16 protein-coding genes and 2 pseudogenes are annotated in these 24,774 nt (G+C 53.4%); 10 read left to right on the forward strand and 8 right to left on the reverse strand.

What is annotated here, in order from left to right; genetic code table 11:
- Positions 1-2 precede the first annotated feature (2 nt).
- Positions 3-1,541 (forward strand): exopolyphosphatase, encoded by a 1,539-nt coding sequence (gene ppx, locus C3451_RS03725; protein WP_003860570.1) that lies wholly within the window; start codon positions 3-5, stop codon positions 1,539-1,541.
- On the opposite strand, the gene C3451_RS03730 is transcribed toward ppx, so the two are convergent.
- Positions 1,489-3,786 (reverse strand): EAL domain-containing protein, encoded by a 2,298-nt coding sequence (locus tag C3451_RS03730; protein ID WP_045621475.1) that lies wholly within the window; start codon positions 3,784-3,786, stop codon positions 1,489-1,491. The genes ppx and C3451_RS03730 overlap by 53 nt on opposite strands.
- A gap of 368 nt (positions 3,787-4,154) precedes the next feature.
- On the opposite strand from C3451_RS03730, the gene C3451_RS03735 reads away from it, so the two are divergent.
- The 3 genes and pseudogenes from C3451_RS03735 (at position 4,155) to C3451_RS03745 (ending at position 5,705) form a co-directional block, all read left to right on the forward strand.
- Complete coding sequence (locus C3451_RS03735) at positions 4,155-4,325, forward strand: YfgG family protein (RefSeq protein WP_017383512.1); 171 nt, start codon at positions 4,155-4,157, stop codon at positions 4,323-4,325.
- Between the two features lie 156 nt (positions 4,326-4,481).
- A complete protein-coding gene (locus C3451_RS03740) occupies positions 4,482-4,949 on the forward strand; it encodes a DUF6130 family protein (RefSeq protein ID WP_003860582.1) in 468 nt (155 codons plus the stop codon).
- 10 nt (positions 4,950-4,959) lie between these two features.
- Positions 4,960-5,705, forward strand: a pseudogene (locus tag C3451_RS03745) (alpha/beta hydrolase).
- 130 nt (positions 5,706-5,835) lie between these two features.
- Here the strand turns inward: C3451_RS03745 and C3451_RS03750 are convergent.
- Positions 5,836-6,672 carry a MipA/OmpV family protein gene (locus tag C3451_RS03750; protein WP_045621476.1) on the reverse strand — a complete coding sequence of 279 codons (837 nt, stop codon included), beginning with the start codon at positions 6,670-6,672 and terminating at the stop codon, positions 5,836-5,838.
- A 205-nt stretch (positions 6,673-6,877) separates the two neighbouring features.
- Between C3451_RS03750 and C3451_RS03755 the strand changes: the two genes are divergently transcribed.
- From C3451_RS03755 to C3451_RS03765, 3 genes are all read left to right on the forward strand, one after another.
- On the forward strand, positions 6,878-7,555 hold the full coding sequence (locus C3451_RS03755) for a response regulator (protein WP_045621477.1): 678 nt from the start codon (positions 6,878-6,880) through the stop codon (positions 7,553-7,555).
- Entirely contained in the window at positions 7,555-8,943 is a 1,389-nt protein-coding gene (locus tag C3451_RS03760) for an ATP-binding protein (protein WP_063139282.1), read from the forward strand. The genes C3451_RS03755 and C3451_RS03760 overlap by 1 nt, the downstream gene beginning before the upstream one ends.
- Before the next feature lie 167 nt (positions 8,944-9,110).
- Complete coding sequence (locus tag C3451_RS03765) at positions 9,111-9,590, forward strand: Rrf2 family transcriptional regulator (RefSeq protein ID WP_003860591.1); 480 nt, start codon at positions 9,111-9,113, stop codon at positions 9,588-9,590.
- A 66-nt stretch (positions 9,591-9,656) separates the two neighbouring features.
- Here the strand turns inward: C3451_RS03765 and oqxB are convergent, their stop codons facing one another.
- Positions 9,657-12,809: a multidrug efflux RND transporter permease subunit OqxB gene (gene oqxB, locus C3451_RS03770; protein ID WP_045621480.1), complete on the reverse strand. Its 3,153-nt coding sequence runs from the start codon at positions 12,807-12,809 to the stop codon at positions 9,657-9,659.
- 23 nt (positions 12,810-12,832) lie between these two features.
- Positions 12,833-14,008, reverse strand: coding sequence for an efflux RND transporter periplasmic adaptor subunit (locus C3451_RS03775; protein WP_045308556.1), 1,176 nt, complete (start codon positions 14,006-14,008; stop codon positions 12,833-12,835).
- Between the two features lie 334 nt (positions 14,009-14,342).
- Here C3451_RS03775 and C3451_RS03780 point away from each other — a divergent pair, with 334 nt between their 5' ends.
- The 3 genes from C3451_RS03780 (at position 14,343) to tssD (ending at position 16,416) form a co-directional block, all read left to right on the forward strand.
- Entirely contained in the window at positions 14,343-14,696 is a 354-nt protein-coding gene (locus C3451_RS03780) for a helix-turn-helix domain-containing protein (protein WP_006811509.1), read from the forward strand.
- Positions 14,697-15,157: 461 nt separating this feature from the next.
- Entirely contained in the window at positions 15,158-15,673 is a 516-nt protein-coding gene (locus C3451_RS03785) for a DUF2778 domain-containing protein (RefSeq protein WP_023300701.1), read from the forward strand.
- A gap of 251 nt (positions 15,674-15,924) precedes the next feature.
- Positions 15,925-16,416, forward strand: coding sequence for a type VI secretion system tube protein TssD (gene tssD / locus C3451_RS03790; RefSeq protein WP_063139283.1), 492 nt, complete (start codon positions 15,925-15,927; stop codon positions 16,414-16,416).
- Between the two features lie 281 nt (positions 16,417-16,697).
- On the opposite strand, the gene C3451_RS03795 is transcribed toward tssD, so the two are convergent.
- The 4 genes and pseudogenes from C3451_RS03795 to guaA all read right to left on the reverse strand — a co-directional run bounded on the left by C3451_RS03795 (position 16,698) and on the right by guaA (position 24,751).
- Entirely contained in the window at positions 16,698-20,795 is a 4,098-nt protein-coding gene (locus C3451_RS03795; protein ID WP_124304235.1) for a HigA family addiction module antitoxin, read from the reverse strand.
- 162 nt (positions 20,796-20,957) lie between these two features.
- Positions 20,958-21,953, reverse strand: a complete 996-nt coding sequence (locus tag C3451_RS03800) for a PIN domain-containing protein (protein WP_233161282.1) — start codon at positions 21,951-21,953, stop codon at positions 20,958-20,960.
- 130 nt (positions 21,954-22,083) lie between these two features.
- Positions 22,084-22,866: pseudogene (locus tag C3451_RS03805) on the reverse strand (integrase family protein); the annotation flags it as partial.
- A 307-nt stretch (positions 22,867-23,173) separates the two neighbouring features.
- Positions 23,174-24,751, reverse strand: a complete 1,578-nt coding sequence (guaA, locus tag C3451_RS03810) for a glutamine-hydrolyzing GMP synthase (protein ID WP_006811514.1) — start codon at positions 24,749-24,751, stop codon at positions 23,174-23,176.
- Positions 24,752-24,774 lie beyond the last annotated feature (23 nt).

Consider the following 24,774-nt stretch of genomic DNA (forward strand, 5'->3'; position numbering starts at 1 on the left):
CTATGCCAATAAACGATAATACCCCACGCCCGCAGGAGTTCGCTGCGGTCGATCTTGGCTCAAACAGTTTCCATATGGTCATCGCCCGCGAGGTGGATGGCGCGATGCAGATCATCGGTCGTCTGAAGCAGCGCGTGCATCTGGCCGATGGGCTCGACGCGCGTAACATGCTGAGCGAAGAGGCAATGGAGCGCGGGCTTAACTGCCTGTCGCTGTTCGCAGAACGTCTGCAAGGCTTTTCGCCGTCCAGCGTCTGCATCGTCGGGACGCATACGCTACGCCAGGCGCTGAACGCGCCGGAATTTCTTAAGCGCGCGGAAAAGGTTATCCCCTACCCGATTGAGATCATCTCTGGTAACGAAGAAGCGCGCCTGATTTTTATGGGCGTGGAGCATACGCAGCCGGAAAAAGGCCGCAAGCTGGTGATTGATATCGGCGGAGGCTCAACCGAACTGGTGATTGGCGAAGATTTCGAGCCGCGTCTGGTTGAAAGCCGCCGTATGGGCTGCGTCAGCTTCGCGCAAATGTATTTTCCGGGCGGCGTCATAACCCGCGAAAACTTCCAGCGCGCGCGCATGGCCGCCGTGCAAAAACTGGAAAATCTGGCCTGGCAGTATCGTATTCAGGGCTGGAACGTGGCGCTGGGCGCATCGGGGTCGATTAAAGCGGCCCATGAAGTGCTGCTGGCGATGGGTGAAAAGGACGGGTTTATTACGCCTGAGCGCCTGGTGAAACTCACCGAAGAGGTGCTTAAGCACAAGAGCTTCGACGCCCTGAGTCTGCCGGGCTTGTCCGACGAGCGTAAAGCGGTGTTCGTACCGGGGCTGGCGATCCTCTGCGGCGTGTTTGACGCGCTGGCGATCAAAGAGCTGCGCCTCTCTGACGGCGCCCTGCGCGAAGGTGTGCTGTATGAGATGGAAGGCCGTTTCCGTCATCAGGATATTCGCAGCCGCACCGCGCAGAGCCTTGCCAACCAGTACAACATCGACCGCGAACAGGCGAAACGGGTGCTGGAAACCACGGTTCAGATGTACGAGCAGTGGGAGGAGCAGAATCCAAAGCTGGCGCATCCGCAGCTGGCCGCGCTGTTAAAATGGGCCGCGATGCTGCATGAGGTGGGGCTGAACATTAACCACAGCGGAATGCATCGCCATTCAGCCTATATTCTGCAAAATAGCGATCTGCCTGGCTTCAACCAGGAGCAGCAAACCATGATGGCGACGCTGGTGCGCTATCACCGCAAAGCCATCAAGCTCGACGATCTGCCGCGCTTTACGCTATTTAAGAAAAAGCAGTTCCTGCCACTCATTCAGCTTCTGCGCCTGGGCGTGCTGCTCAATAATCAGCGACAGGCGACCACCACGCCGCCGACGTTGAAGCTTAAAACGGATGACTATCACTGGACGCTGAGCTTCCCGCACGACTGGTTTAGCCAGAACGCGCTGGTGCTGCTGGATCTGGAAAAAGAGCAGCAGTACTGGGAAGCGGTCACCGGCTGGCTGTTGAAGATTGAAGAAGAGAGTTCTGAGGCGGCAGCGTAACGGCTAAGGCGCTCTCCTGAGAAGGCTGTGTTTCGAGCAACGTATCAAGCTCAACTGGCAATCCAATCAAGTAGCCCTGCACATAATCGATACCTAGCGCGTGCACCGCGCTACGTATCTCTTCTGTTTCCACACATTCTGCCACCACCAGCATTTTCTTCATCCGGGCCAGATGGCAAATGGATGCCACGATCTGGTAATCCAGGCTGTTGCTGACAATATTGCGAATAAAGCCGCCGTCGATTTTGAGAATGTCGGCGTCCACGCTTTTTAACCGCGCATAGCTGGCGTAGCCGGTGCCAAAATCATCAATGGCGATCCGTATTCCCATTTTTTGCAATTGCCTGAGGGTGGATGCCGCCAGATCCGCATGACCAAAGGCGCTACTTTCGGTCACTTCAAAGATCAGCTGCCATGCTTCAACGGCATATCTGGCTAACAGGCGGCTCACTTCAAGGGGGAACTGCGCCCGGTAGACGGTAGAAGGTGCGAGGTTGATGGCAAAGCGCTGGCCCGGCAAACGCTGGCGGTGTTGTGCCAGGAAACTCAACGTACGCTCCAGTACCCATAAATCGACACGCGACGATAAACCAAACTCCTGTGCTATGGGCAGGAACTGCTCGGGAAAGATCAGCGCCCCGTTATCATCACGCATTCGCAGCAGCACTTCGTGGTAATGATCGCCGCGCAGGCCGCGAACGGGCTGAACTAACAGGCTAAAAGCGTTCTGCTCCAGCGCTGTCTGCAAACGGCTCATCATCGCCACCTTATCTTTCAGGCTACGCTGCAAGTGAACAGCCCCGCGCTGCTGAAGATTTTCCGGGTGATTCGTTGAGAGGGAGAGGTCAGCCACGATGCCCAGTTCCCCCAGCACCAGATAGAGGTGATTGACGGGTGAGCGTACATAGCAGTAGCTCACGCCAACCTGAGGCTGCACCGGCATACCATCCCAGATAAAAACAAATTGCTTAATATGCTCGTCCAGCGTCTCAATGCGCTGTTGATGCGACTCCGCCTCCAGACGCACCGCCATGTCATATCCGGTGAGGTGATAGACTTGCTCTTTTGGCTGAAGGGTGCCATTTATCCATTGCGCCAGCTGCTGTTTATACTGGATCCGTAGCAGTACGCCGTAATTGCGTCCCAGTACCTCCAGCTCGGGCACGCGCAGTAAACAGAGCGCTGACCACGGATGACTGGCCAGCTCGCGCGACAGCGCCCGCAGGTTGGGCATATGCACCACCGGATCGAGAAAAGCCTGACTGCGGGAGCGAATATTGATGGTCCGCTGGCGTGTCGCCAGCATCGACATGTACGTCACAACGAAGGAAAAGACCAGATAGCTGGATGAGGTGATCGCCAGCTGAATGCCATAACCCCCCTGCACCGGAATGTAGTGATAAAAAAAGTGAATCGACACCAGCAGGACCGGCGTCCAGATGATTGACATCAGCTTGTAGCCAAAGCGCATCGCCCCCCAGAGCATCACGGGCATCAGCAGTGACAAAGTGTAGTTGGTGCTGAAAATGGAACTGTTTTCATTCATGGGCAGCAGCAGCATAGCCAGCAACCCTCCCAGAGCTAAAAACCACACCACAAACTCAACGGCCGTCACCTTTTTGTCTATTTGCGTGCGGAGCTGGGACATCAGTCCCTTGAAATAGCGCGGATGACGTATCAGGCGGATCAGCAGGTAGCTTAGCGGCACACCCGTCAGCCCGCTCACCAGCAGCCCCTGATAGTTAATAAGGGTCCGAATATTGAGGGGATTCAATCCTGCAAGGCTCTGGCGGCTCTCATAGACCCCGAGATAAACCGCAAACTGAAATAGCACCAGAAAAAGCGTTGCCGGGCAAAACACCTGCCAGAAGATACGTTGCCCCATCAGGCGTATGTCACCGTAAGCGGTCATATTGCGTCGGGGCGCAAACACGCGGTAACCGCCCCAGCTGAGCACCAGGGGAACGATAAAATGCAGAATGCCGGTCACGGTTTCAAACAGCCCAACGGACGGGTAATAACGTAAAAACAGCGACACCACCACTCCGGGAAGGGCTTCCAGGCCAAAGAACAACATCAGCGTCAGCAGAAAGGAGAGCGGGAGATAATAGAGCGCAACGATACCGTCGCCCAGCTGCGTAAAGGTATTAGCCACACTAAGCACCGGGAGTAACACGACGGGTAATATAAGAGGAAGTGCCCACCAGCGGTCTTTATTTTGCTTCAGGATGTGGTGAATATTCATAGATGCTCGTTTACAACCCTTGCGCTCCAGAGGGTAAATGAAGACAGGCATCCAACCTGACGTACACGATGCCCGGAAAATTCCTGGCAAGCACAGTGGAAGTGGGATTTTAAATATCAACGACGAGATGCCGTTGACCTAAATCAAATTAATTTATCTGAATAAACATTTCTTACGTTTTATTTGAGTATTTTTCCTGTAATTATCAATGCGATAAATAAAAGCGTTGTTTTTAATAACATAAATTAATGTAAGCATTGACGGTATTTTACATTTCGCTGAATTGACCCCGACTTGCGGCTGTGCCTTAATAGCCGTATCGCCCAAAAGGGTATACTCAGGAAAAGAAAGTGAGTCAGGCTACGCGTATGCGAAAACGACATCGATTTAACACCCGGATGACCCGCATCATACTGCTCATCAGTTTCCTGTTTTTCTTTGGCCGCTTTGTTTATTCCTCCATTGGCGCCTGGTATCACCATCAGGACAAAATTCAGTCGCAGCAATCAGGTCTTGTAGTGGATTCGCCCGAGCGCTAAAGCGTGTTCGCTCCAGGCAGACAAACTGTATCGCACTGTATCCCGAGCGCTACGCTGACAAACCGGTACAAAACGCCCGCAAAAGCAAACATCCCCGATACATAAAAATGGTCTTCTGTGTCCCTCGCCATAATAAACTGATGAGGAGAGCCACAGATGATTCGTCGATATTTCCTGCTTCCTGTATTTGCGCTGACGTCCTTTGCTGGCGCACTGGCCGCACCGTTGGATGGCCTGAGCGCCGCTGATGTTAATGGCCCGGCCGCCGTAGCGCCGCAGGAAAAACCCCAGCCGCCAGCAAAACTGATCGTCGACCCACCGCTGGCGGGACCGCTGAGTAAAGGTGCGGTCTTTATTCAGTACCGCGTCGAAAACCTGCGCATTGAACCTGTATTTGGACCCGACGCGCTGAAAGTCACTCCGCGTATCGGCCATATTCACGTAGTGGTGGATGACGCGCCCTGGCACTGGGCTGATACCAGCGGCGAGCCGGTGATCCTGGTCGGGCTGCCCGCCGGGAAACACAAGGTAACCATCATCGTTGCCGACCCGACGCATAAGCCCATCGACCATAAAACCGTTGAATTCACCGTACCGCCCCACGCGGCGGTTCATCACTTTTAAGGAGCCTGTTATGAAAGCATTGTCTGTATTAACAGCGGCGCTGCTGGCAGTTTCCACCAGCGCGCTGGCAGAGACGAAAGCCAGCGTGGTGCTGGTGCACGGGGCGTTTGCCGACGGGAGCAGCTGGAATAAGGTGATCACCCGGCTGCAAAAACACCATACCGAGGTCATTGCGGTACAACTTCCGCTCACGTCTCTGAAAGATGATGTCGCCGCCACGCAGCGTGCTATTGCCCGGGCTCATGGGGATGTGGTGCTGGTCGGTCACTCCTGGGGCGGGACGGTAATCAGCGAGGCGGGAAACAATGCCCGCTGAAGTCACTGGTTTACGTTGCCGCTTTTGCGCCGGATTCCGGCCAGTCGACGGCAGAACTGGCAAATAGCTTCCCTGCTCCGCCAGGGAGCGCCAGCCTCGCTAAAACGGCAGAGGGGTATTTATATCTGCCGACAAAAGCGGTCAGCGAGAATTTTGCCCTTGACGTGAAGGACGTTGAGCGCAGCGTGATTGCCGCGACGCAGAGCCCCATTAAGGCCAATGCGTTTGGGGAGAAAGTCGCGCATGCCGCCTGGCATGACAAACCGAGCTGGTATGTGGTCAGCAAAAATGACCGGATGATCAATCCTGAGCTTGAGCGCGCAATGGCGAAGAAAATCAACGCCAACACCACGGAGGTTGCGGCAAGCCATGTATCGATGGTCAGCCAGCCGGACGTTGTTACCCGTACGATTGAACAGGCGTTATCGGGTCAACAGTGATAAAAAAAGCCCGCATGATGAACGGTCCGACTTCGGGCCACGCCATCCTATGGGCTTTATGTACTTCCGGCTCCTGTAACGGGGTTATGTGCGGTTTTGTCACAAACGCGCCTTCGCCCTCACTGAACCATCAGAAGCTATACGTCACCTTCAAACTTCCCACAGGAGACGTTTTTCGCTGAACAATGGGGCTATCGCCCGCCTCTCCCGTCAGCTGCGTAACGCCAGCTGCGGCAAGCAGGCTCCAGCGGGAGGTGAGCTTATGGGTCCAGTCCAGGTTCAGCGAATAGGCGTATATGCCCGATCCGGCATCATGTCGGGCAAATCCCGATGCGGCCGACTGGGCGGCGCTGACCCCGTAGTACGTTTGCATGTACTTGCTGGATCCCCAGCTGCCGGTCAGCGCCAGCGTCACCGAGTTTTCAGGAGAGGTGTAGAGCGGGCTGGCAATGCCAAAGTGCACAGCCTCACCGTTGTCTCTTTCCGAAACCGGGACCTCAGCCTGCAGCTGCACGTTAAGCCAGTCAGTTATCCTGTACCCCAGCCCCGGCACAACGACGACCGAGCCTTTGATGTCACCCATCCCCCGCAGGTAGTCGCTGCCGGAGGCGATTGAATCGCTGCTTACGTCGCGATCCTTACGTCCTGCGCGATAGCTCAGCGCAGCGCTGTAATCCAGGTTGCCAACGCGGTTGCCGTAGCCGAGCCCGCGGGTGGTACTGATAAAGAACCCATTTGCCATCGCGTAATCAACCACCTGAGCCGCAGTAACGCGGCTCTTATCCGAACCGGAATAGCGTGGCGCAACATCCACGCCGCCCCCCAGGGTTAAAACGTTGCCCTGGCGCTGCCCGGCCGCCAGCGCCGGGGTAGCCAGTAACGCCAGGACGGCCCCCGACAGGATGCTTTTCACGCTGCGACCGATGAGTGAACGGGGGAACCTGTGACGCAGTTTGCAGTTTCTCATTAAAGAAGCCCTTTTGGATTCAGATGGTTACGATTCAGGCGGTGTTAAACGCCAGCGCGCTCATTCTGAATACCCTCCCTAAGGTTCTTATGAGCCGAAAATGAAGAAACGCTGAAGCACGTGCTGGTTATGTAAAGCTAAATGATTTCCTGATACCGTTTTTTTCTTAAGCTGTTCCTCATCCACTGCTGATACCGTTACCTTTGTGAAAATTCTACTAATTGAAGACGACCTGGATCTCGGCAACGGCGTACGTTTCGCCCTTGCAGATCAAGGATTTGATGTCATATGGGTACGCCGGAAAGAGGATGCGCTGCATCAGCTTGAGCTCTGCGTGCCGGAACTTATTCTGCTCGACCTGGGGCTGCCCGATGGCGATGGCATGAGCCTGATGACGCGCCTGCGTCAGCAACTCCGGGGGATGCCCGTCATTATCCTGACGGCGCGAGGCACGCTGCAGGACCGCCTGTGCGGGCTGGACGCGGGCGCGGACGATTATCTGGTCAAACCTTTTGTTCTCGCCGAGCTGCTGGCACGCGTGAGAGCCCTTGCGCGACGCAGTTACGGTTTTGAAAATGAGGCAATAGAAATTCGCGGTTTGTCGCTTCATATTCCGACGCGTCGCGTAACGGTGAGCGCACGCCACGTTGAGCTGACGGCAAGCGAATATGCGCTGCTTGAAACGTTAATGCTGCGCGCCGATCGCGTGCTTACGCGGCGGTATCTGGAAGAGAGGATATTCGGCACGAAAGAAAATCTCAGCAACGCGCTCGACGTGCATATGGGTAACCTGCGGCGAAAAATTGGCGATGGCTTTGTGCGAACGGTGCGGGGCGTAGGGTACGTCATTGATACCGTACCGGTTCAGAAGGCGGCAGGTTGATGCGTAATTTTTGGTACCGCCTCAGGCTCCCTACGCTGGTCAGGCGAATGCTGGTCGCCCAGATGCTGCTGCTTACGTTGCTCTGGTGTTTCTTTTTAACCTTCATTTTGCTGGAGGACCTGCGCAGCCCTCCAATACTCACGGGCAGTGAGACTTACGAAACCCTCTTTTCCCTGGTTGAGAGCATGGAGGATAGGCCGCAGGCGCGTAATGAGGTGCTGGCCGCGTTCAGCAAGGCGCTGCGGGAGGGGTATGGCGGCGGTGAAGATCCGGAACTCGCTATCAACCTGATCGTTCGCAAGCATAATGAGATTATTTTTTCTTCGCGTGGCGCGCCAACGGAGGTGAAAAATAGCCGCCTGGGGGAAATGCAGCGCGTCCGGACCGGAGACCACACCTGGACGAGCCGCACGCTCAAATCTGCGCGCTCCGACTTGGAGGTCACCCTTTTCACCCCGGCCGGCAGCTGGAATTTCTTTATCTACCTGAACTCGCGCGGCTATTACGTCATGCCGCTGCTGGTATGCATCCCTTTTCTTCTGTTTCCCGCGTGGCTGTCAATCCGCATCGCGATGCGCCCCTGGAACAGGGTAGTGAATGAAATTTCATTGCGCACGCCAGACGATCTCTCTCCCTTAAAAGCCGTTCCCAGGCACAGGGAGCTGCGCCAGACGGTGGACGCGATTAATGACTTTCTCGCCAGGGTGCGGGAAAGCGCCGAAAGGGAAAGGGTGTTTATTGCCGATGCCGCGCACGAGCTGCGTACGCCGCTGGCCGCGATGCGAATCAACGTCGAGGCGCTGCAGTCCTGGGTCATCAGCGAAAGCCAGCAGGAGCTGCTTGCAGGCATTGTTCGCAGCAATAGCCGTGCTGCTCGTCTCGTCAATCAGCTTCTGCTGATGAAGCACAGCGAAGCGCACATCGACACGGTAATGGAGCCTGTGCCGCTGACAACGCTTATTCAGGAGCGAATGGCCGCACTGGAGCCGCTGGCATCGGCACGCGGGATTGAGTTTGAATTCTTCGCCGACGATGAAATCCATGTCGCAGGCATTCGGGAACTTCTGGTGTCGCTGATCGACAATTTAATTGAGAATGCCGTGAAGTACAGCCCTGAGGGTGGACGCATTGAGGTACAACTGCAATCGCGTGATACGTCCGCTCAGCTGCGCGTCTCAGACGCGGGCCCCGGTATCCCGGTTGAACTGCGGGAGCGCGTGTTCGACAGATTTTTCCGCGATCCTAATCAGACCCAAAGCGGGAGTGGACTGGGGCTTGCCATCGTCAAAGCCGTTACGCAGCAACACAACGGCAGGGTCAATCTGAGTACGTCAGCCGAAGGTGGTCTTATGGTGACCGTTGATTTCCCGAATCCGTCGTTCGCATGAACGTAAACCCGGCGCTACACGTCCTGACATGTGTCAGCGCAGCGTTACTTCACGTATGCCGCAGATTGCTTCAATAAAATTACCGTATTTGTTATATTGTTACTTACTGATTATTCACCTCTGCGGTGCCAAAAAGAACAAGATTCACCGCAACCCAGGACAGAAAAATGTTAGATTACCGCTTCCCGACAGCTTTGCAGATGGTTCTCAGCGTAGCGATGGCGGAGCAATCGGGTGAACGTTCGACGAGTGCAATCCTGGCTTACGGCCTGGAAGCGAATCCGAGCTTTATCCGCAAATTAATGGTTCCTCTCGCCCGCGACGGCATTATCGTCTCCACGCTTGGCCGCAACGGCTCTATTCACCTTGGCCGCCCGGCTGAAGAGATCACCCTGCGTGATATCTACCTTTCCGTCACTGAAGATAAAAAGCTGTGGGCGTCCCGTCCTGACGTCCCGGCCCGCTGTGTGGTCAGCGCCAACGCCTGCTGGTACTTCAAATCAATCGCTGATGAAGCGGAGCAGGCTTCGTTAGCGGTTTTAGCGCGCCATACCGTCGCCAGCGCGCTGGAAGAGGTGAAAAAAGCCGATACCAGCGGGTGCGATCCGGTGCCGGAACTCTGTACGCAGCATAAAAAAGCGCCTTAATCCTGACGGATTGCGAAAAAAAAGCCGCCTTCACAATGAAGGCGGCTTTTTGTTATCTGCTACGTCCTACGCAGGCAACACCTCTCTTTCCGCTTTGCCGCGCGTCACGAACTTACGCAGCGTCACGTAAAAGACCGGCGTCAGGAACAGACCAAACAGCGTCACGCCCAGCATCCCGGAGAAGACGGTGATCCCGGTGACGCCGCGGACTTCTGCCCCTGCCCCGTGACCTAGGATCAGTGGAATGGTCCCGGCAATAAAGGCGATAGAGGTCATTACAATCGGGCGTAAACGCAGGCGGCACGCCTCCAGCGCAGCCTCCATGATGCCTTTGCCCTGAATTTCCAGCTCGCGGGCAAACTCCACGATAAGTATCGCGTTTTTACAGGCCAGCCCCATCAGCACGACCAGCCCCACCTGCACGAAGACGTTGTTATCGCCCCCGGTCAGCCAGACGCCGAACAGCGCGGAGAGCATCGTCATCGGCACGATAAGGATCACCGCCAGCGGCAGCGTCCAGCTTTCATACAGCGCCGCCAGCACCAGGAACGCCAGCAGCACCGCGACCGGGAAGACGATCAGCGCCGTATTGCCCTGGGTGGCCTGCTGGAAACTCAGGTCCGTCCATTCAATATTCATCCCGTTCGGCAGGATCTGCTTAGACATGGCGTCCAGCTGCGTCATCGCCTGCGCGGAAGAGAGCACGCGCGGGTCAGCATCACCAATAAGATCCGCCGCCGGGTAACCATTATAGCGGATCACCGGGTCCGGCCCGTAGGTGGTCGTGATTTTCACCATACTGCCAATCGGCACCATTTCGCCCTGGTCATTGCGTGTGCGTAAATTCGCGATATCTTCCACGCTGTCGCGGAACTGCCCGTCGGCCTGTGCCATTACGCGCCAGGTCCGTCCAAACTGGTTAAAGTCGTTTACATATGACGAGCCCAGATAGGTTTGCAGCGTGCCGAAAAGATCGGTAAGCGATACGCCCTGCGCTTTCGCTTTATCACGGTCAACCTGCACATCCAGCTGCGGAACGTTAGCCTGGTAGGTTGAGATGGGGAAATGCATACCCGGCGTCTGCATAATCGCCCCGGACATGGTGTTCACCGCGTTTTGCAGCGCGCCATAGCCCAGACCAGCACGGTCCTGAATGTACAGCGAATAACCGGACCCTTGACCCAGCCCTAAAATCGGCGGCGGCAGAATCGAGAAGCCAAAGCCCTGCTGGATTTGAGCGATTTTCGCATTGATCTCCGCGTTAATTTCCGCCGCACTATGTTTACGCTGGTCGAACGGCTTCAGGCCAAAGAAGACCGTCCCGGTGTTCGGCGTATTGGTGAACTGGAGCGCGTTCAGGCCAGGAAACGCGACCGCATAATCCACACCTTCGGTATTCATCCCGATTTCGCTCATTTTGCGGATCACCGCATCGGTACGCGCCAGCGACGAGCCTTCCGGCATTTTCACGCCGCCGATCAGGTACAGCTTATCCTGCGTCGGAATAAACCCGCCGGGTACGACTTTAAACATCACACCCGCGGCACAAAGCAGCAGCAAATAAACCGCAAAAACTGCACCGCGTCGGCCAAGCGTTTTCCCTACCAGTCCCTGATAGCCGGTCGAGCTGCGATGGAAAAAGCGGTTAAACGGACGGAAAATCCAGCCGAACAGACGATCGATAAGCCGGGTCGGGAAATCTTTCGGGGCACCATGCGGCTTCAACAGCAGCGCGGCCAGCGCCGGAGAAAGCGTCAGCGAGTTGATCGCGGAGATCACCGTGGAAATAGCTATCGTTACCGCAAACTGTTTGTAGAACTGGCCGGTCACGCCAGAGAGGAACGCCATCGGCACAAACACTGCACACAGCACCAGCGCAATGGCGATAATCGGCCCGGACACTTCACGCATCGCCTGATGCGCCGCCGCAAGCGGGGCGAGCCCCTCTTCGATATTTCGCTCGACGTTCTCCACCACCACGATGGCATCATCCACCACGATACCGATGGCCAGCACCAGCCCGAACAGGCTCAGTGTATTCAGCGAGAAGCCCAGCAGGTAAAGAATGCTGAAGGTACCCACGACCGATACCGGCACCGCGATCAGCGGGATGATCGACGCGCGCCAGGTTTGCAGGAACAGGATCACCACCAGCACGACCAGCACCACCGCTTCCAGCAGCGTTTGTACAACCGCACGGATCGAGTCGCGCACAAATACCGTTGGGTCGTAAGGTGCCGCCCACTTCATATCGTCCGGAAAACGGGTGGACAGTTCGTCCATTTTGGCGCGCACCGCGTTAGACAGATCGATGGCGTTTGCCCCCGGTGACTGGAAGATACCAATCCCGACCGCGTCTTTATTGTTCAGCTGGGAGCGCAGCGCATAGCTGCCGGAACCCATCTCGATACGCGCCACGTCGCGCAGGCGGACGACCGTGCCGTCCTGCGTTGTTTTCAGGACAATATTGCCAAACTCTTCTTCGGTATGCAGACGGCCCTGGGCGTTAATGGAGATCAGGAAATCGCTCTCTTTCGGCAGCGGCTCGGCGCCAAGCTGCCCGGCGGAGACCTGTACGTTTTGCTCCTGCATCGCCGTCACCACGTCCGAGGCCGTCAGTCCGCGCGCCGCCACCTTGTTTGGATCCAGCCAGACGCGCATCGCGTATTCACCCGAGCCGAAAATCTGGATCTGACCCACGCCGGGCAGACGCGCCAGCTCGTCCTTCACCTTCAGCGTGGCGTAGTTACGCATATACAGTGAATCGTACTTACCGCCAGGCGAAAAGAGATGCACCACCAGCGTCAGCGTTGGCGACTGTTTCTGAGTCGTGATGCCCAGACGCCGAACGTCTTCCGGCAGACGCGCCTCGGCCTGTGCAACGCGGTTTTGCACCTGTACCTGCGCCTGATCCGGGTCGGTACCCGGACGGAAGGTGACGGTAGTCACCAGCACGCCGTCGGAGCCCGCGACGGATTTCATGTACATCATGTTTTCAACGCCGTTGATCGCCTCTTCCAGCGGCGTCGCCACGGTTTCGGCAATCACTTTCGGGTTGGCGCCCGGGTACTCGGCGCGCACCTGCACGCTTGGCGGCACGACATCAGGATATTCGCTCACCGGCAGCAGCGGGATGGCGATTAATCCTGTGATAAAAATCAGAATCGACAGTACGGCGGCAAAAATCGGCCTGTCGATGAAAAAACGGGAAAAGTCCATGGATTGGATTCTCAGGTAAGGGATCAGTTGAGGGCGGCGCTGGCGGTCATGGCAACGGTTTTCGCGTTAACCGGCATACCCGGCATAAACACTTTTTGTAAACCATCGACGATGACTTTATCCCCGGGTTTCAGCCCCTGCTGTACGATACGTAAACCGTCGGCCAGACGCCCCGGCGTAATGTCGCGGCGCTGCGCTTTCCCGTCTTTATCAACGACATAAACATACTTACGATCCTGATCGGTCAGCACCGCCTTATCGTCAACAAGCGTGGCTTTAAATTCCGCACTGCCCGGCAGGCGCACGCGTGCGAAGAGTCCCGGCGTGAACTGACGCTGTGAGTTATCCAGCAGCGCGCGCATGCGGATTGTACCGGTACTCGGCGTGAGCTGGTTATCCAGGAAATCCACTTTGCCCTGATGGGGATAGCCCTCCTCACCCGTCAGACCAATCTCCACCGGCAGCGCCGTGTGGTGACTGGACGCCCCCTGCCCGCTGCGGGCCAGGTTCTGATAGTGAAGATAGGTGGACTCGTCCACGTCGAAGTAGACGTAAACCGTCTTCTGTGAGACCAGGGTGGTGAGCACGCTGGCGCTGTCACCCGCAGTCACCAGGTTACCGCTGGTGATCAGCGCCCGGCTGGCGCGACCGTCGATAGGCGCGGTCACTTTGGTGAAGTCGAGGTTGAGCTGCGCGGCATCAACCGCCGCCTGCGCCGCGCGAATATCGGCCTGCGCCTGGGTAGCGGCGGAACGGCGCTGCTCCCACTCTTCACGAGATACCACGTTGGTATTGACTAATTTATCGGTACGGTTAGCCTCGCTTCGCGCCAGGCTGGCCTGCGTTTTGGCTCTCGCCAGGTTCGCCTGCGCCTGTTCCAGCGCCGCGCGATAGGTTCGGTCATCAATCGTGAACAGCACCTCGCCCTTTTTCACCTCCTGGCCGTCGGTGTAATTCACTTTATCAATGTAGCCGGAGACGCGTGGGCGCAGCTGAACGCTTTCCACCGCTTCAATGCGACCGTTAAAGCTGTCCCACTGGCTAATGGATTTCACCACCACGTCAGCTGCGCTGACGACGGGCGCTTGCGGTGCGGCATTTTGCGCGACGCTGTCATCGCACCCGACGAGAAGCGCGGAGAGTAAAACCACCCCCGTCGCGCTCAGATGAAAGTAACCCCAGGTTTTTTGCAGGCTCATTATTTTTATTCCGGTTATTGTAGCCGCCGGGCAAGACGCAGCGGGAGGCGCCGCGCCACTTCCTTTGTCCGGTCTGGCTTAAGGCCATTTGTGTCGTTCATCGCCACAAAACTGTAACAGTTGCGAATACACTATCGCGGCGATTGTAGGAAGGCGCTTAATTAAGTGCAAGAATAATTGTTGCACTTTATGTGCTATTTGCGGCGAAGGTAAATCACGGGTTTTGAGAAGGGATTTAAATGTAACAATAAAACTTGCAATTAATATCAAAACGGGCCACCTTTAAGTGCAACAAACAAAGATGCTTTTAATGCGTGGCGTAGGGGGAAGCAAGATGAACACGGGTGCATTCATTCACGATTTGCTCGACTGGATCGACAACAACCTTGATAGCCGCCTGGACATTGAAACCGTCTCCAGGCGAGCCGGCTATTCGAAATGGCATCTCCAGCGGATCTTCAAAGAACATACCGGCTCCCCTCTCGCCGAATATATTCGCGCGCAAAAGCTGCAAAAATCGGTTGAGCGCTTAGCCCAAAGCGATGAACCGATTCTGAACGTGGCGATCGCGCTGGGCTTTGACTCTCAGCAGTCCTTCAACCGCAGCTTTAAGCGTCAGTATGGTCAGGCTCCAGGGGCATGGCGACGCAGTATCGGCTGCCGTGGATCCCGACAGATGAGCCAATAATTCACGTCCCGTTCGGATATCAGTTACAAAAGAAAAACCCTCTGTAAAAGGGGGGTTTATCAGTCTTAACTGCTTATGACTTGCAGAAAGGTTTACGGGCTTATTCCTACTCAATCATATCAGCTCAGTCCTTGCATTTTGGCTTTACGCTATTCTCGATAATCGGCTTTCTTATATATTGTCCTTAATCTCGTTACGTCGAGATTCCGAGCACAACTGTAGGGATGATTTTTGTCGGGATTATCTGTGGAACTTCACTTTATATTTTTATGAACACATCCCTTAAAACGATCTACTATCGGGTGTAGCTGTAAAATTGATATAGATCTACTTTCCAAAGGCAAGCCAACCTTTTTTAGAGTAAAATAATTAAATGCGCACTTTATGTATATTTTATTTTAAAAATACACGCACTATATGCAGATAATTTTCATAAGCATCTATAAAGAAAAGAGAGATACATGACTTTGCATGGAAAGTTTATTATAAATGATGCTGATTACTCACCACTTGAATTTGATGGTGTTGGAGTCTTTATGGCTTTTTCTGGTAACGGTGCATACAGAAACAAAGGAGCATGTGGCATCATTCCTAACGTTGGACCGCTACCAAAAGGTAAATATTATATAGTAGACAGGCCTAAAGGAAGTATGGCTAACAGATTTAGAGCCTGGGGAGTCGATACATATAAAAGCACTTTTAGTTATCATGTTGATCATTCTGAATGGTTTGCTTTATTTCGCGACGATGGGAATATAGATGATTCTACATTTTACAAAAGCGTAGCCAGAGGTGGATTTAGGCTACATCCCGGTCAGGTATCAGAAGGGTGTATAACTTTACCAAGCCAATCAGATTACAATAGATTAAGAAACGCACTATTAAGAACAAAGACAGCAAAGGTTAAAGGTCTTGATTTAGAATCCTATGGAACAATTGAGGTCATTATTGGTGGTTATCAGAAAACTTGTCCTTAGTTCTGTTAGAATGGTTCTTTTCATCGGCATATTCGCTATTGTTTCATGGTTAGATGTTTGCTACTTAACTGAACATCCATTAATAAGTCACGAAACAGCTATTAGAATTTCCTATTTAATTAGCAACAACCCAACACCCGAAGATATCTATTATAGTTATGATTATGTATTAATTTCATTCAACACTCTTACCTCTCTCTTTTTCTACATCATAACAATGAAGTTTATTAAACTAATAAGGAGTAAATAAAATGCCTATCCCTCCCTATCTTTGGCTAAAAGATGATGGTGGTGCAGATATCAAAGGCTCTGTAGATGTTCAGGATCGTGAGGGCTCTATCGAGGTAATCAGTATGGGTCATGGTGTTAACCTTCCCGTCGATACTGCCAATGGAAAGATCACCGGAACACGCCAACATTCATCATTTAATTTTGAAAAAGAAGTCGACAGTTCCAGTCCCTATCTCTACAAAGCAGCAGCTACAGGGCAAACATTAAAAAGTGCAGAAGTAAAATTTTATCATATCAATGATGCGGGCCAGGAGGTGTATTATTACACCGTATTAATGGAAAATGTAAAAATAACGGGTGTTAATTGTGGTGTGCCCAATGTTAAATTATCAGGCAATGATAAGTTAAATCATATGGAATCCGTCTCTATGCAATATGAAAAAATCACATGGCGTATTGTAGATGGGAATATCCAATTCTCTGATTCATGGTACGAGAGGCCAACAGCATAAATTTCTGTTACTTTCTGCGCCACAGTGCGTTCTGAAATTATGCTCTTCGTTGCTAACGCTGCCAGAAAGTGCCAGACATAAAAAACAAAAAAGCCCGCAGTTACGCGGGCTTAGAGATACTTTACTGCATTTACCTACAGGCTGTAGCCAGACGCGAAATCATTCCCACTCTATTATCAATAGAGTGATATTTCCCTTATACATCAAAAACATGAATATCACCAACATCATGATACCATGGAGAATACCATGAAGTATAAGCCACAGCCATATTCTCCCCTTTAATGCCTTAACCGACGACGGATACCGGCTTCAGTATCGTGTTGCTCAGCTTCACGCTCATACGTATTGACCATCGACATCAGCAACGATGACGCCACGAAGGGATGCGTAAATTGCAAGGTGTCGGCCCAGACGCGATACTTGTCTGCAAGCTCCCGCTCCTGACCACCGCCTTCCCCGCGCCAATGGACGCCGCGCGCGTTGTATAAACCCGTATGTGCGCCGCTGCTGATGTCCTCAGACCGTAGATCCTCCATCACATCGCGAACAGCTTCGTTCGGCCACGCGCCATCCTCGCCAGCCGGTGCGTTAGAGAATAGCTTTCCAAGGCACACGTCCGCGATCTCCGCGCGGTCAAGTTCAGCACAAGACCGCCTTACCGTTGCCACCCATTCTGCGAGCTTTTCCTGCTGTTCCTCTTTAGTTGCTTTATCTTGACCAGGGATACGTTCAATGGCTTCAAGGAGGCGGTACCCGCGCTGTGCCATATGCTCGCGACCTTCTGTAATGCGAAACTCGGCGGGATCTTCGCCACGATCCTTGCGCTTATAGGCCCACACTACAGCCTGCACGAATAGTTCAGGATGTTCCTCAATGTAGCGCTCAAGGTTTGGAATCTGCTGCTGGTCTCCCCCTCGGAAAGAGCGAGCCAGAACCTCTAAATATGCGAATTCCAGTCCAGCTTTTTCCTCTAGAGTGAGGTCTGAGTTGCGATTGAGAAGCTGGAAGGCGCGCCGCACATCGTAGTCGTGCAGCTGGTACTCCCCAGCTTTATCCTGACTATTTTTCGCCATGGCAGATAGAGTCTGCACTAGGAGAGATGGGTGTATTTCTTCAAGCTTGAAATGTATTGATGCGAAGGCTGCCCTCGGACGTTCGACTTCAAGCAGGCGGCGAACGCTCTCATTGTTTTCCTCAGGCGAGTCAAAAACATATTGTGGAACTACTTCAACCCAGTAACGACTCCGAGCTTCAGCCGAAAGTTGATCTACAAGCACCCACGTAGAAACCCGGTAAGGTGAAAGCAACAAGAGACGGAGCGTTTCCTCTTCGACCACTTTATCCCGCAGGCCCGCATATATGGCCTTTCTCCTATCCTCGTCCAACGACCAGAGCGCGCCGGCGACAATGCCATCACGACCCGAATAATTTTCTGCCGGACGCAGGCATTGCAAGATCAAATCTTCAATCTGCTCGTCGGTAAGTATGCCGGACACCAGGTGAGCACCGATTTGGCGTTGGGAATTTCCTTTTTCAGAGAGTGCGAGAATGCCCGGAATACCTCGTTCTTGCACAATGTCTGTCAGGGCTTCAACGCGGAGCTTTTCTATGCGTTGCTCACGCGCTCGGAAGTCCATCTCGTCTCCTGCGAGTTCGTCTGCCGACTCCTCAACCCATCCCTGCCGAAACAGCCATTCATACTTATTCACAATGTCCTTGGGCTGCAACTCCGCATAGACTGCCTTGGCTTTCTCCGTCAGGCTCGCTTGGCCTTCCTCATTGACCTTTTTACGCCCCCGGCGAGAGAGAACAGTCACACGAATTTTCTCGCGGATCTTCGCAACTTCCTCGTCAAGCGCGCCCGAGTTGCGCCACTCGTCGATAATCTCCCATACGCGCGCCTGATCCTCCGCCGCGAGTGCATGCAGCCTTGACACAAGGTCGCATAACATCTCGACAGTGTAGGACGGCCTGCTTAGCGCGACTTTTACCATCTCTCTGACGAATGCATGGATTGGTCCCCATGTTTTGAAAGGCTCCCCAAACCCGTAGCCGTCAGGACGCCACTTCGGCTTATGGCTATAGCCGCCGACGCCACTGCCGTAATCACCGAACTGCTGGAGGCAAACCCTCCACCCGACCGCCGGGTGCTTATCCAAAAGCATGCTGACCGCCTTCAGGCGCATCTCGTGGTTTGCCGCCGTCTGCGGCATCCATGCACGAAGAATGGAGCCAAGCGATTCGATAGGCTTATTTGCCCAGTTATCGTTAATCTCTACCTCAGAAAGCTGGCCCAGAATCTTCACTACCCGCGGAAAGGTGGTCGGATTCCAAGCAAGTCCTTCGAGAGCCCAAAGCAGTCCAGTGCGCGGACATGAGCCAAAAAGCCCGGTATCGGTAGGCCTCAGCAAGCCCATGACTTCGGACTTTTCTGCTCGCAGATCACGCTCGATGATATCAAGAAACTCGGCGGGAGCAGCTTCTGCATAAAGTGGAAGGTCGCGCCCATTAGCCTCTAGCTTTCTAGTCGTTACAGGCACAAGAAGATCACGCACGATTTTCGCGGCTTCAAATTCCCCATCAAAGCCAAGGTGCTTCCCGAAGAGATTCTTGCCGTACACAGCCAGCAAAACCAAAGTCTCGGAAACGCCTTCTCGCACAGCCCCCGAGAACTCTCGTCTTTTGCCATGAATGGCCGCCGCCCAACGATCTTTCTCGGGCAAGTCGAGGGCAGGATCATCTTCACCCAGTACAGTCCGCGCAACGTCAAGAAAGCGGTCAAGATCAGCCTTGGAGACCGTGCCCGCAATTGCGAAGAGGGAGTCAATTTTCGAAATCACCCCCCGATACCCACCAATTGACCAGACTGGAGAATCGTTGAGCCGCAACAAATCAAGAATGCGCTTTTCCAACACCTCAAAAGGTGCCTCAGCCAGATGGGACAGGATAGTTTGATCCGCCTTGTTCTGAGCGTCCCATGCGCCGACAAGAACAAGCGGAACAATCCCCGATGCGATTCTTGGATCTTCAGCCCAAGCAGGTGTGTGGATTGCCGGAATATTCGAGAGTTGACGTCGAAGAACCGTCAACGAACGCCCCGAGGCGTTAGTTAGTTTCGCTATGTCATCGCGCGATTTTCCCATCGCTTCCAGAGCTTTAGTGAACGGCTCGAACCCGAGCGGCTCCAACACGACATGAGGCTCCACGCTAGTAGCATTGCGGGGATAAACAACAATGGTTCGCAGCGATGTGCTGTAGGGCCCAAGCTCACGCTCCACTTCCCGCGTATGGGCTACTGCAATGAAATCGGTAGTGCCTTGGGCGAGTTTCGGGAGTACTCCTGCCTTGTCAAATACCAACACCCGATCCCTATACTGTTCAAACTCGGGGGGGGCCAAGACTTGATTTAAAAACGCCAGCGCCTCTTCAACGGAGTCAGCCGCTATTACTAAGGGATTCGCATCGTCTTTCGCCAGGAAGGATTTGATCTTGCCGTTCCACGCCTCATTCGCCGTAGTAAAAAGAGAAGGATGAAGCGCGGGGGCCGCTACGTTTGCCCAATCGCTCCAGCAACGCTCTAAGGTTCTGACACCATTAGAAGGACGATCCGTCTGGTTCGCAAACCAGGTCTGGGCCGCGAGTGATTGCTCCATCCACTGCTCAAGATCACTGGCGTCGTATGCACGAATGTCTTTCCAAAGCTTTTTGCTCTTCATATCCGCGACCCAGGCCGTCTTACCCGGCCACCGCCTTGGAGTGACAAAGACAAACGTAATATTTGCCCTTTCAGCGCTCTTGATAGCCCGGACGCTTTTTGCAAAATCCCCGTCTGCCTTGGCCTTGATGTCCGCGGTGACACCGAACTCCCACCCAGAGGCACCAGAAGGTATCCAAGGTGTGCCGGAACTGGCCTCAATGAAGCCATCCCAGCCGGCACGCTCGGCATCGTCGTTACCGGGGAAATCTACTTTCTGAAGATCACGTCCCGTGGAGTGAATGAGCGTTCGCAGCAGCACCGACAGCTTAGTGCGCGCAAGAATTGTCGTTGTGAACCAATTTACGAGATCGTTGGCTTGGACATTTAAAAAAGAGGGCACGTAAGTACGCGCCTTTTGAGCTGCGCCTGCCGTTTTATCACCCTGCGCGTCATATTCTGTCTGCAAATCGAGAATGGCCTTGGCGGAAATCCCGAAAGCACGTTCAAGACGTGCTGCCATATCGGGCGTTGCAGATACCTTCCCATTGAGAAAATTCGATAGGCCCGGGCGGCTAACGCCGATCAACTTCGCCACCTCAGTAACCGTGAGCCCACGAGGATCAAGGACGTTTTTCCGAACATAGGAACCGGGATGAAGGGGGAGGGAATCATCAGTCATGGTCGCTGCCTCTATGTAAAGTGTGACGTTACACTTTACACATTAAGTTCAAAAACGGTTCATTGCAATGTCTTTATGCAGCTCTTCCCGTAATCATCCTCCAAGATAGCGGCTCGCCAGCGTAGCTTTTGCCCATTCGATAAGCAGCAATGCCTTCCTTACTTACGTATCGAGCATGTCCCACTCATCACCCAAGACCCATCGCAGGGCAGAAAGCTTCCCATTGAGCACCCCCCATTCAAAGTCGCTCCAAGGCCCAGTATCTTCATATTTATCCCTGACTCGTTGAGCTGCAATTTTTGCTTGGTCGAGGGTATCTTCGTGAATCACATCATTGCCGTGGCGTTTTGTGCCAGCGGGGATTACCTCTATATCACCATTATCTAGGTGATACATCATGTTCATATGGCGGTTGTACCAAACTTTATCGAAGAGCTCGTCCATCGCAGACATGATTTCCTGAAGCCCACGAGTTTCGTCCTCCCAAGCAAAGCTATTCTCATAGTGAAATTCTTCAAGATCGAGCAGATCCTCGATGGCAGCGCTCGTGGCGTTAAAGAATAAAGAGCTGTTGCCGTCAAAAATATCTGCGAAATCGTCGTGTGGCTGCCTGTGGTCTTTGCCGGAAAAATCCGTCACATTGTGAGTGACAAATCTAAAGGTCTCGTACTCACTTATATGCGACAGCCGAAACTCTTGGAAAGTTTCTGCTAACATTGCATCAGCCACACTATTCTTCTGCTTATGGAACGGTGCCTTCTTAGCGATAGCCCGCTCTGCCGCTCTTATTTTTGCGGCATCAGAGATTATAACTTCGTGGGCCATGTCAAAAAGTTTGGTAACACGATTTACTGTATTTTGATTAACTTCGGAAAGAATAGGCAATCTGTGATTAACATCATCTAAGGTCCTGAGCGCAGTATCTTTACCTTCACCGCCAAAAGACTCAACTACCCCTTTAATTACTCGAAATTCACTGGAGAGTCGTTTTCGCGTAGCCTCAATCACCCTTTCTTTATTTCGTTCGTACTCGGCACGTATCAGATCGGGCAGTAGTATTTTGATACTCCCATCCTCTACCAGATGCTCGATGGCAGTAAGCATTGGCAATTCAGCTTTTTTAGAGGAAATATCAAGCCAAACACATGTATCGAGCATTATTAGATGCATTAAAGCTCCCAAAAGTCATGAAAGTCAAAGACCTATACTATATAAGATCGTTACCTGATAATCGAAGGTGTTTCAAGATGCTATGACTTGAAGAACTACTGTCATGACACTTGAGGGGCTTTGGTATCGTCCATAATGCTTCACTAAAATTGATCTCGCTCCAGGTCGCGTTAGTAAGCTCGCTTTTACGTACCATCGTTAACAGCAAAAGTTTAACCGCTGCTCTGATTGATGGCGTCGTTCCTACCCGTTCCATATACCGATACATCAGACCGATTTCAACTGGCGTCAATGCCCTGTCACGAGGCTCAAATTTCGCTATGCTTGCAGGCCGTACCAGATCAGCTGGATTCTCCACCTTCTGACCGCGCTCAATAGCCCAGCGATAGACTTGCAATACAATCTCTCTGGCGTGTACAGCTGTCGCCGGTGCCCCTCTCTCGACAATGTTATCGGTTAATGCACGTAAGTCTTCATGTGTAATCTCGCTAAGTTTCTGCTGGGCAAATTTTGACTTCAACTCCCTTTGATATACCGAACGCCGCATATCACGTGTCGATTCAGCCATTTGATAACCGCGTAACCATTTCTCAGCCCACGCACCAAAAGTCTCAGCATCTTTGATACGCGCTTTATCTCTGGCTTTTTCCCTAGCAGGCGATCTTCCACTGGCAACAATTTTTTTGGCTTCATTGAGCCGTTCACGCGCTTCTGCAAGCGTGATCCCTCCAACACCATAGCGGCCAAAAGTAACGGTCTCCTGTCTTCCGTTTATTGAATAGTTATAACGAAATGAAATAGTTCCAGCCGGAGTGACCGCAACATACAGACCATCACGGTCATTAACTTTATAGAGTTTCTCCTTCGGCTTAAGGTGACGCAGCCTGGTGTCAGTCAACATGGTTTATTGTTTTCCTTTATCAAAAAATACCATGTTGTAAAAAATCCAGAAAAGTCATTTAACTCTCTGTTTTTAATTGAGTTATAAAAAACAAATACCATAACTCAACCGAAATTTATCACATGGTACTTTTTCAAACCTGAATTCAAAACCAGAGAGTACCATCAAAAATTCCATTGAAAAAACCGTGCTTCCCGTTGCTAACGCTGCCAGAAAGTGCCAGACATAAAAAACAAAAAAGCCCGCAGTTACGCGGGCTTAGAGATACTTTACTGCATTTACCTACAGGCTGTAGCCAGACGCGAAATCATTCCCACTCGATCGTCGCCGGTGGCTTGCCGCTGATGTCATACACCACGCGGGAAATGCCGTTCACTTCGTTGATGATGCGGTTAGACACGCGGCCTAAGAAGTCATACGGCAGGTGCGCCCAGTGCGCGGTCATGAAGTCGATGGTTTCCACTGCACGCAGGGAAACAACCCAGTCGTACTTACGTCCATCGCCCATTACGCCTACAGAACGAACCGGCAGGAACACGGTGAACGCCTGGCTTACCTTGTTGTACAGGTCAGCCTTGTGCAGCTCTTCGATGAAGATCGCGTCCGCACGACGCAGCAGGTCGCAGTACTCTTTCTTCACTTCGCCCAGCACGCGTACGCCGAGGCCCGGGCCCGGGAATGGGTGACGGTAGAGCATATCGTACGGCAGCCCCAGCTCCAGACCGATCTTACGCACTTCGTCTTTGAATAGCTCACGCAGTGGTTCAACCAGGCCCATCTTCATCTCTTTCGGCAGGCCGCCCACGTTGTGGTGAGATTTGATAACGTGCGCTTTACCGGTCGCGGAGGCCGCAGACTCGATCACGTCAGGGTAGATAGTGCCCTGCGCCAGCCATTTCACGTCTTCCAGCTTCAGCGCTTCTTCGTCGAACACTTCCACGAATACGCGGCCGATGATTTTACGTTTCGCTTCCGGATCGTTCTCGCCTTTCAGCGCGTCCAGGAAGCGCTGTTCGCCTTCCACGTGAACGATGTTCAGACCGAAGTGGTCGCCGAACATGTCCATGACCTGCTGGGCTTCGTTCAGACGCAGCAGGCCGTTGTCCACGAAGACGCAGGTCAGGTTTTTGCCGATGGCGCGGTGCAGCAGCATCGCGGTCACGGAGGAGTCCACGCCGCCGGAGAGGCCGAGGATCACTTTGTCATCACCAACCTGCTGGCGGATACGCTCCACGGCGTCGTCGATGATTTTTGCCGGAGTCCACAGGGCTTCACACTGGCAGATATCACGCACGAAGCGCTCCAGCATGCGCATACCCTGACGGGTGTGAGTCACTTCCGGGTGGAACTGCACGCCGTAGAAGCGTTTTTCTTCGTTCGCCATAATCGCGAACGGGCAGCTTTCGGTGCTGGCTACGGTCACGAAGTCCGATGGGATGGCGGTGACTTTGTCGCCGTGGCTCATCCACACGTCCAGCAGCGGTTTGCCGTCTGCGGTCAGGGAGTCTTCGATACCGCGCACCAGCGCGCTGTCGGTGACGACTTCTACCTGCGCGTAGCCGAACTCACGCTCGTTAGAGCCTTCTACGTGGCCGCCCAGCTGCATCGCCATAGTCTGCATGCCGTAGCACACGCCGAACACCGGTACGCCCGCTTCGAATACGTACTGTGGCGCGCGCGGGCTGTTCTCTTCGGTGGTGCTCTCCGGGCCGCCGGACAGGATGATGCCGCTTGGATTGAACTCGCGAATCTGTGCTTCCGTAACATCCCACGCCCACAGTTCACAGTAAACGCCCAGCTCACGCACGCGACGCGCCACCAGTTGAGTGTACTGAGAACCAAAATCGAGGATGAGGATGCGATGTTTATGAATGTTTTCCGTCATTGACGCTAATTCCGAGGCAAGTG

It is taken from the genome of Enterobacter sp. 301B, assembly GCF_003850715.1.
GTDB classification, from domain to species: domain Bacteria; phylum Pseudomonadota; class Gammaproteobacteria; order Enterobacterales; family Enterobacteriaceae; genus Enterobacter; species Enterobacter intestinihominis.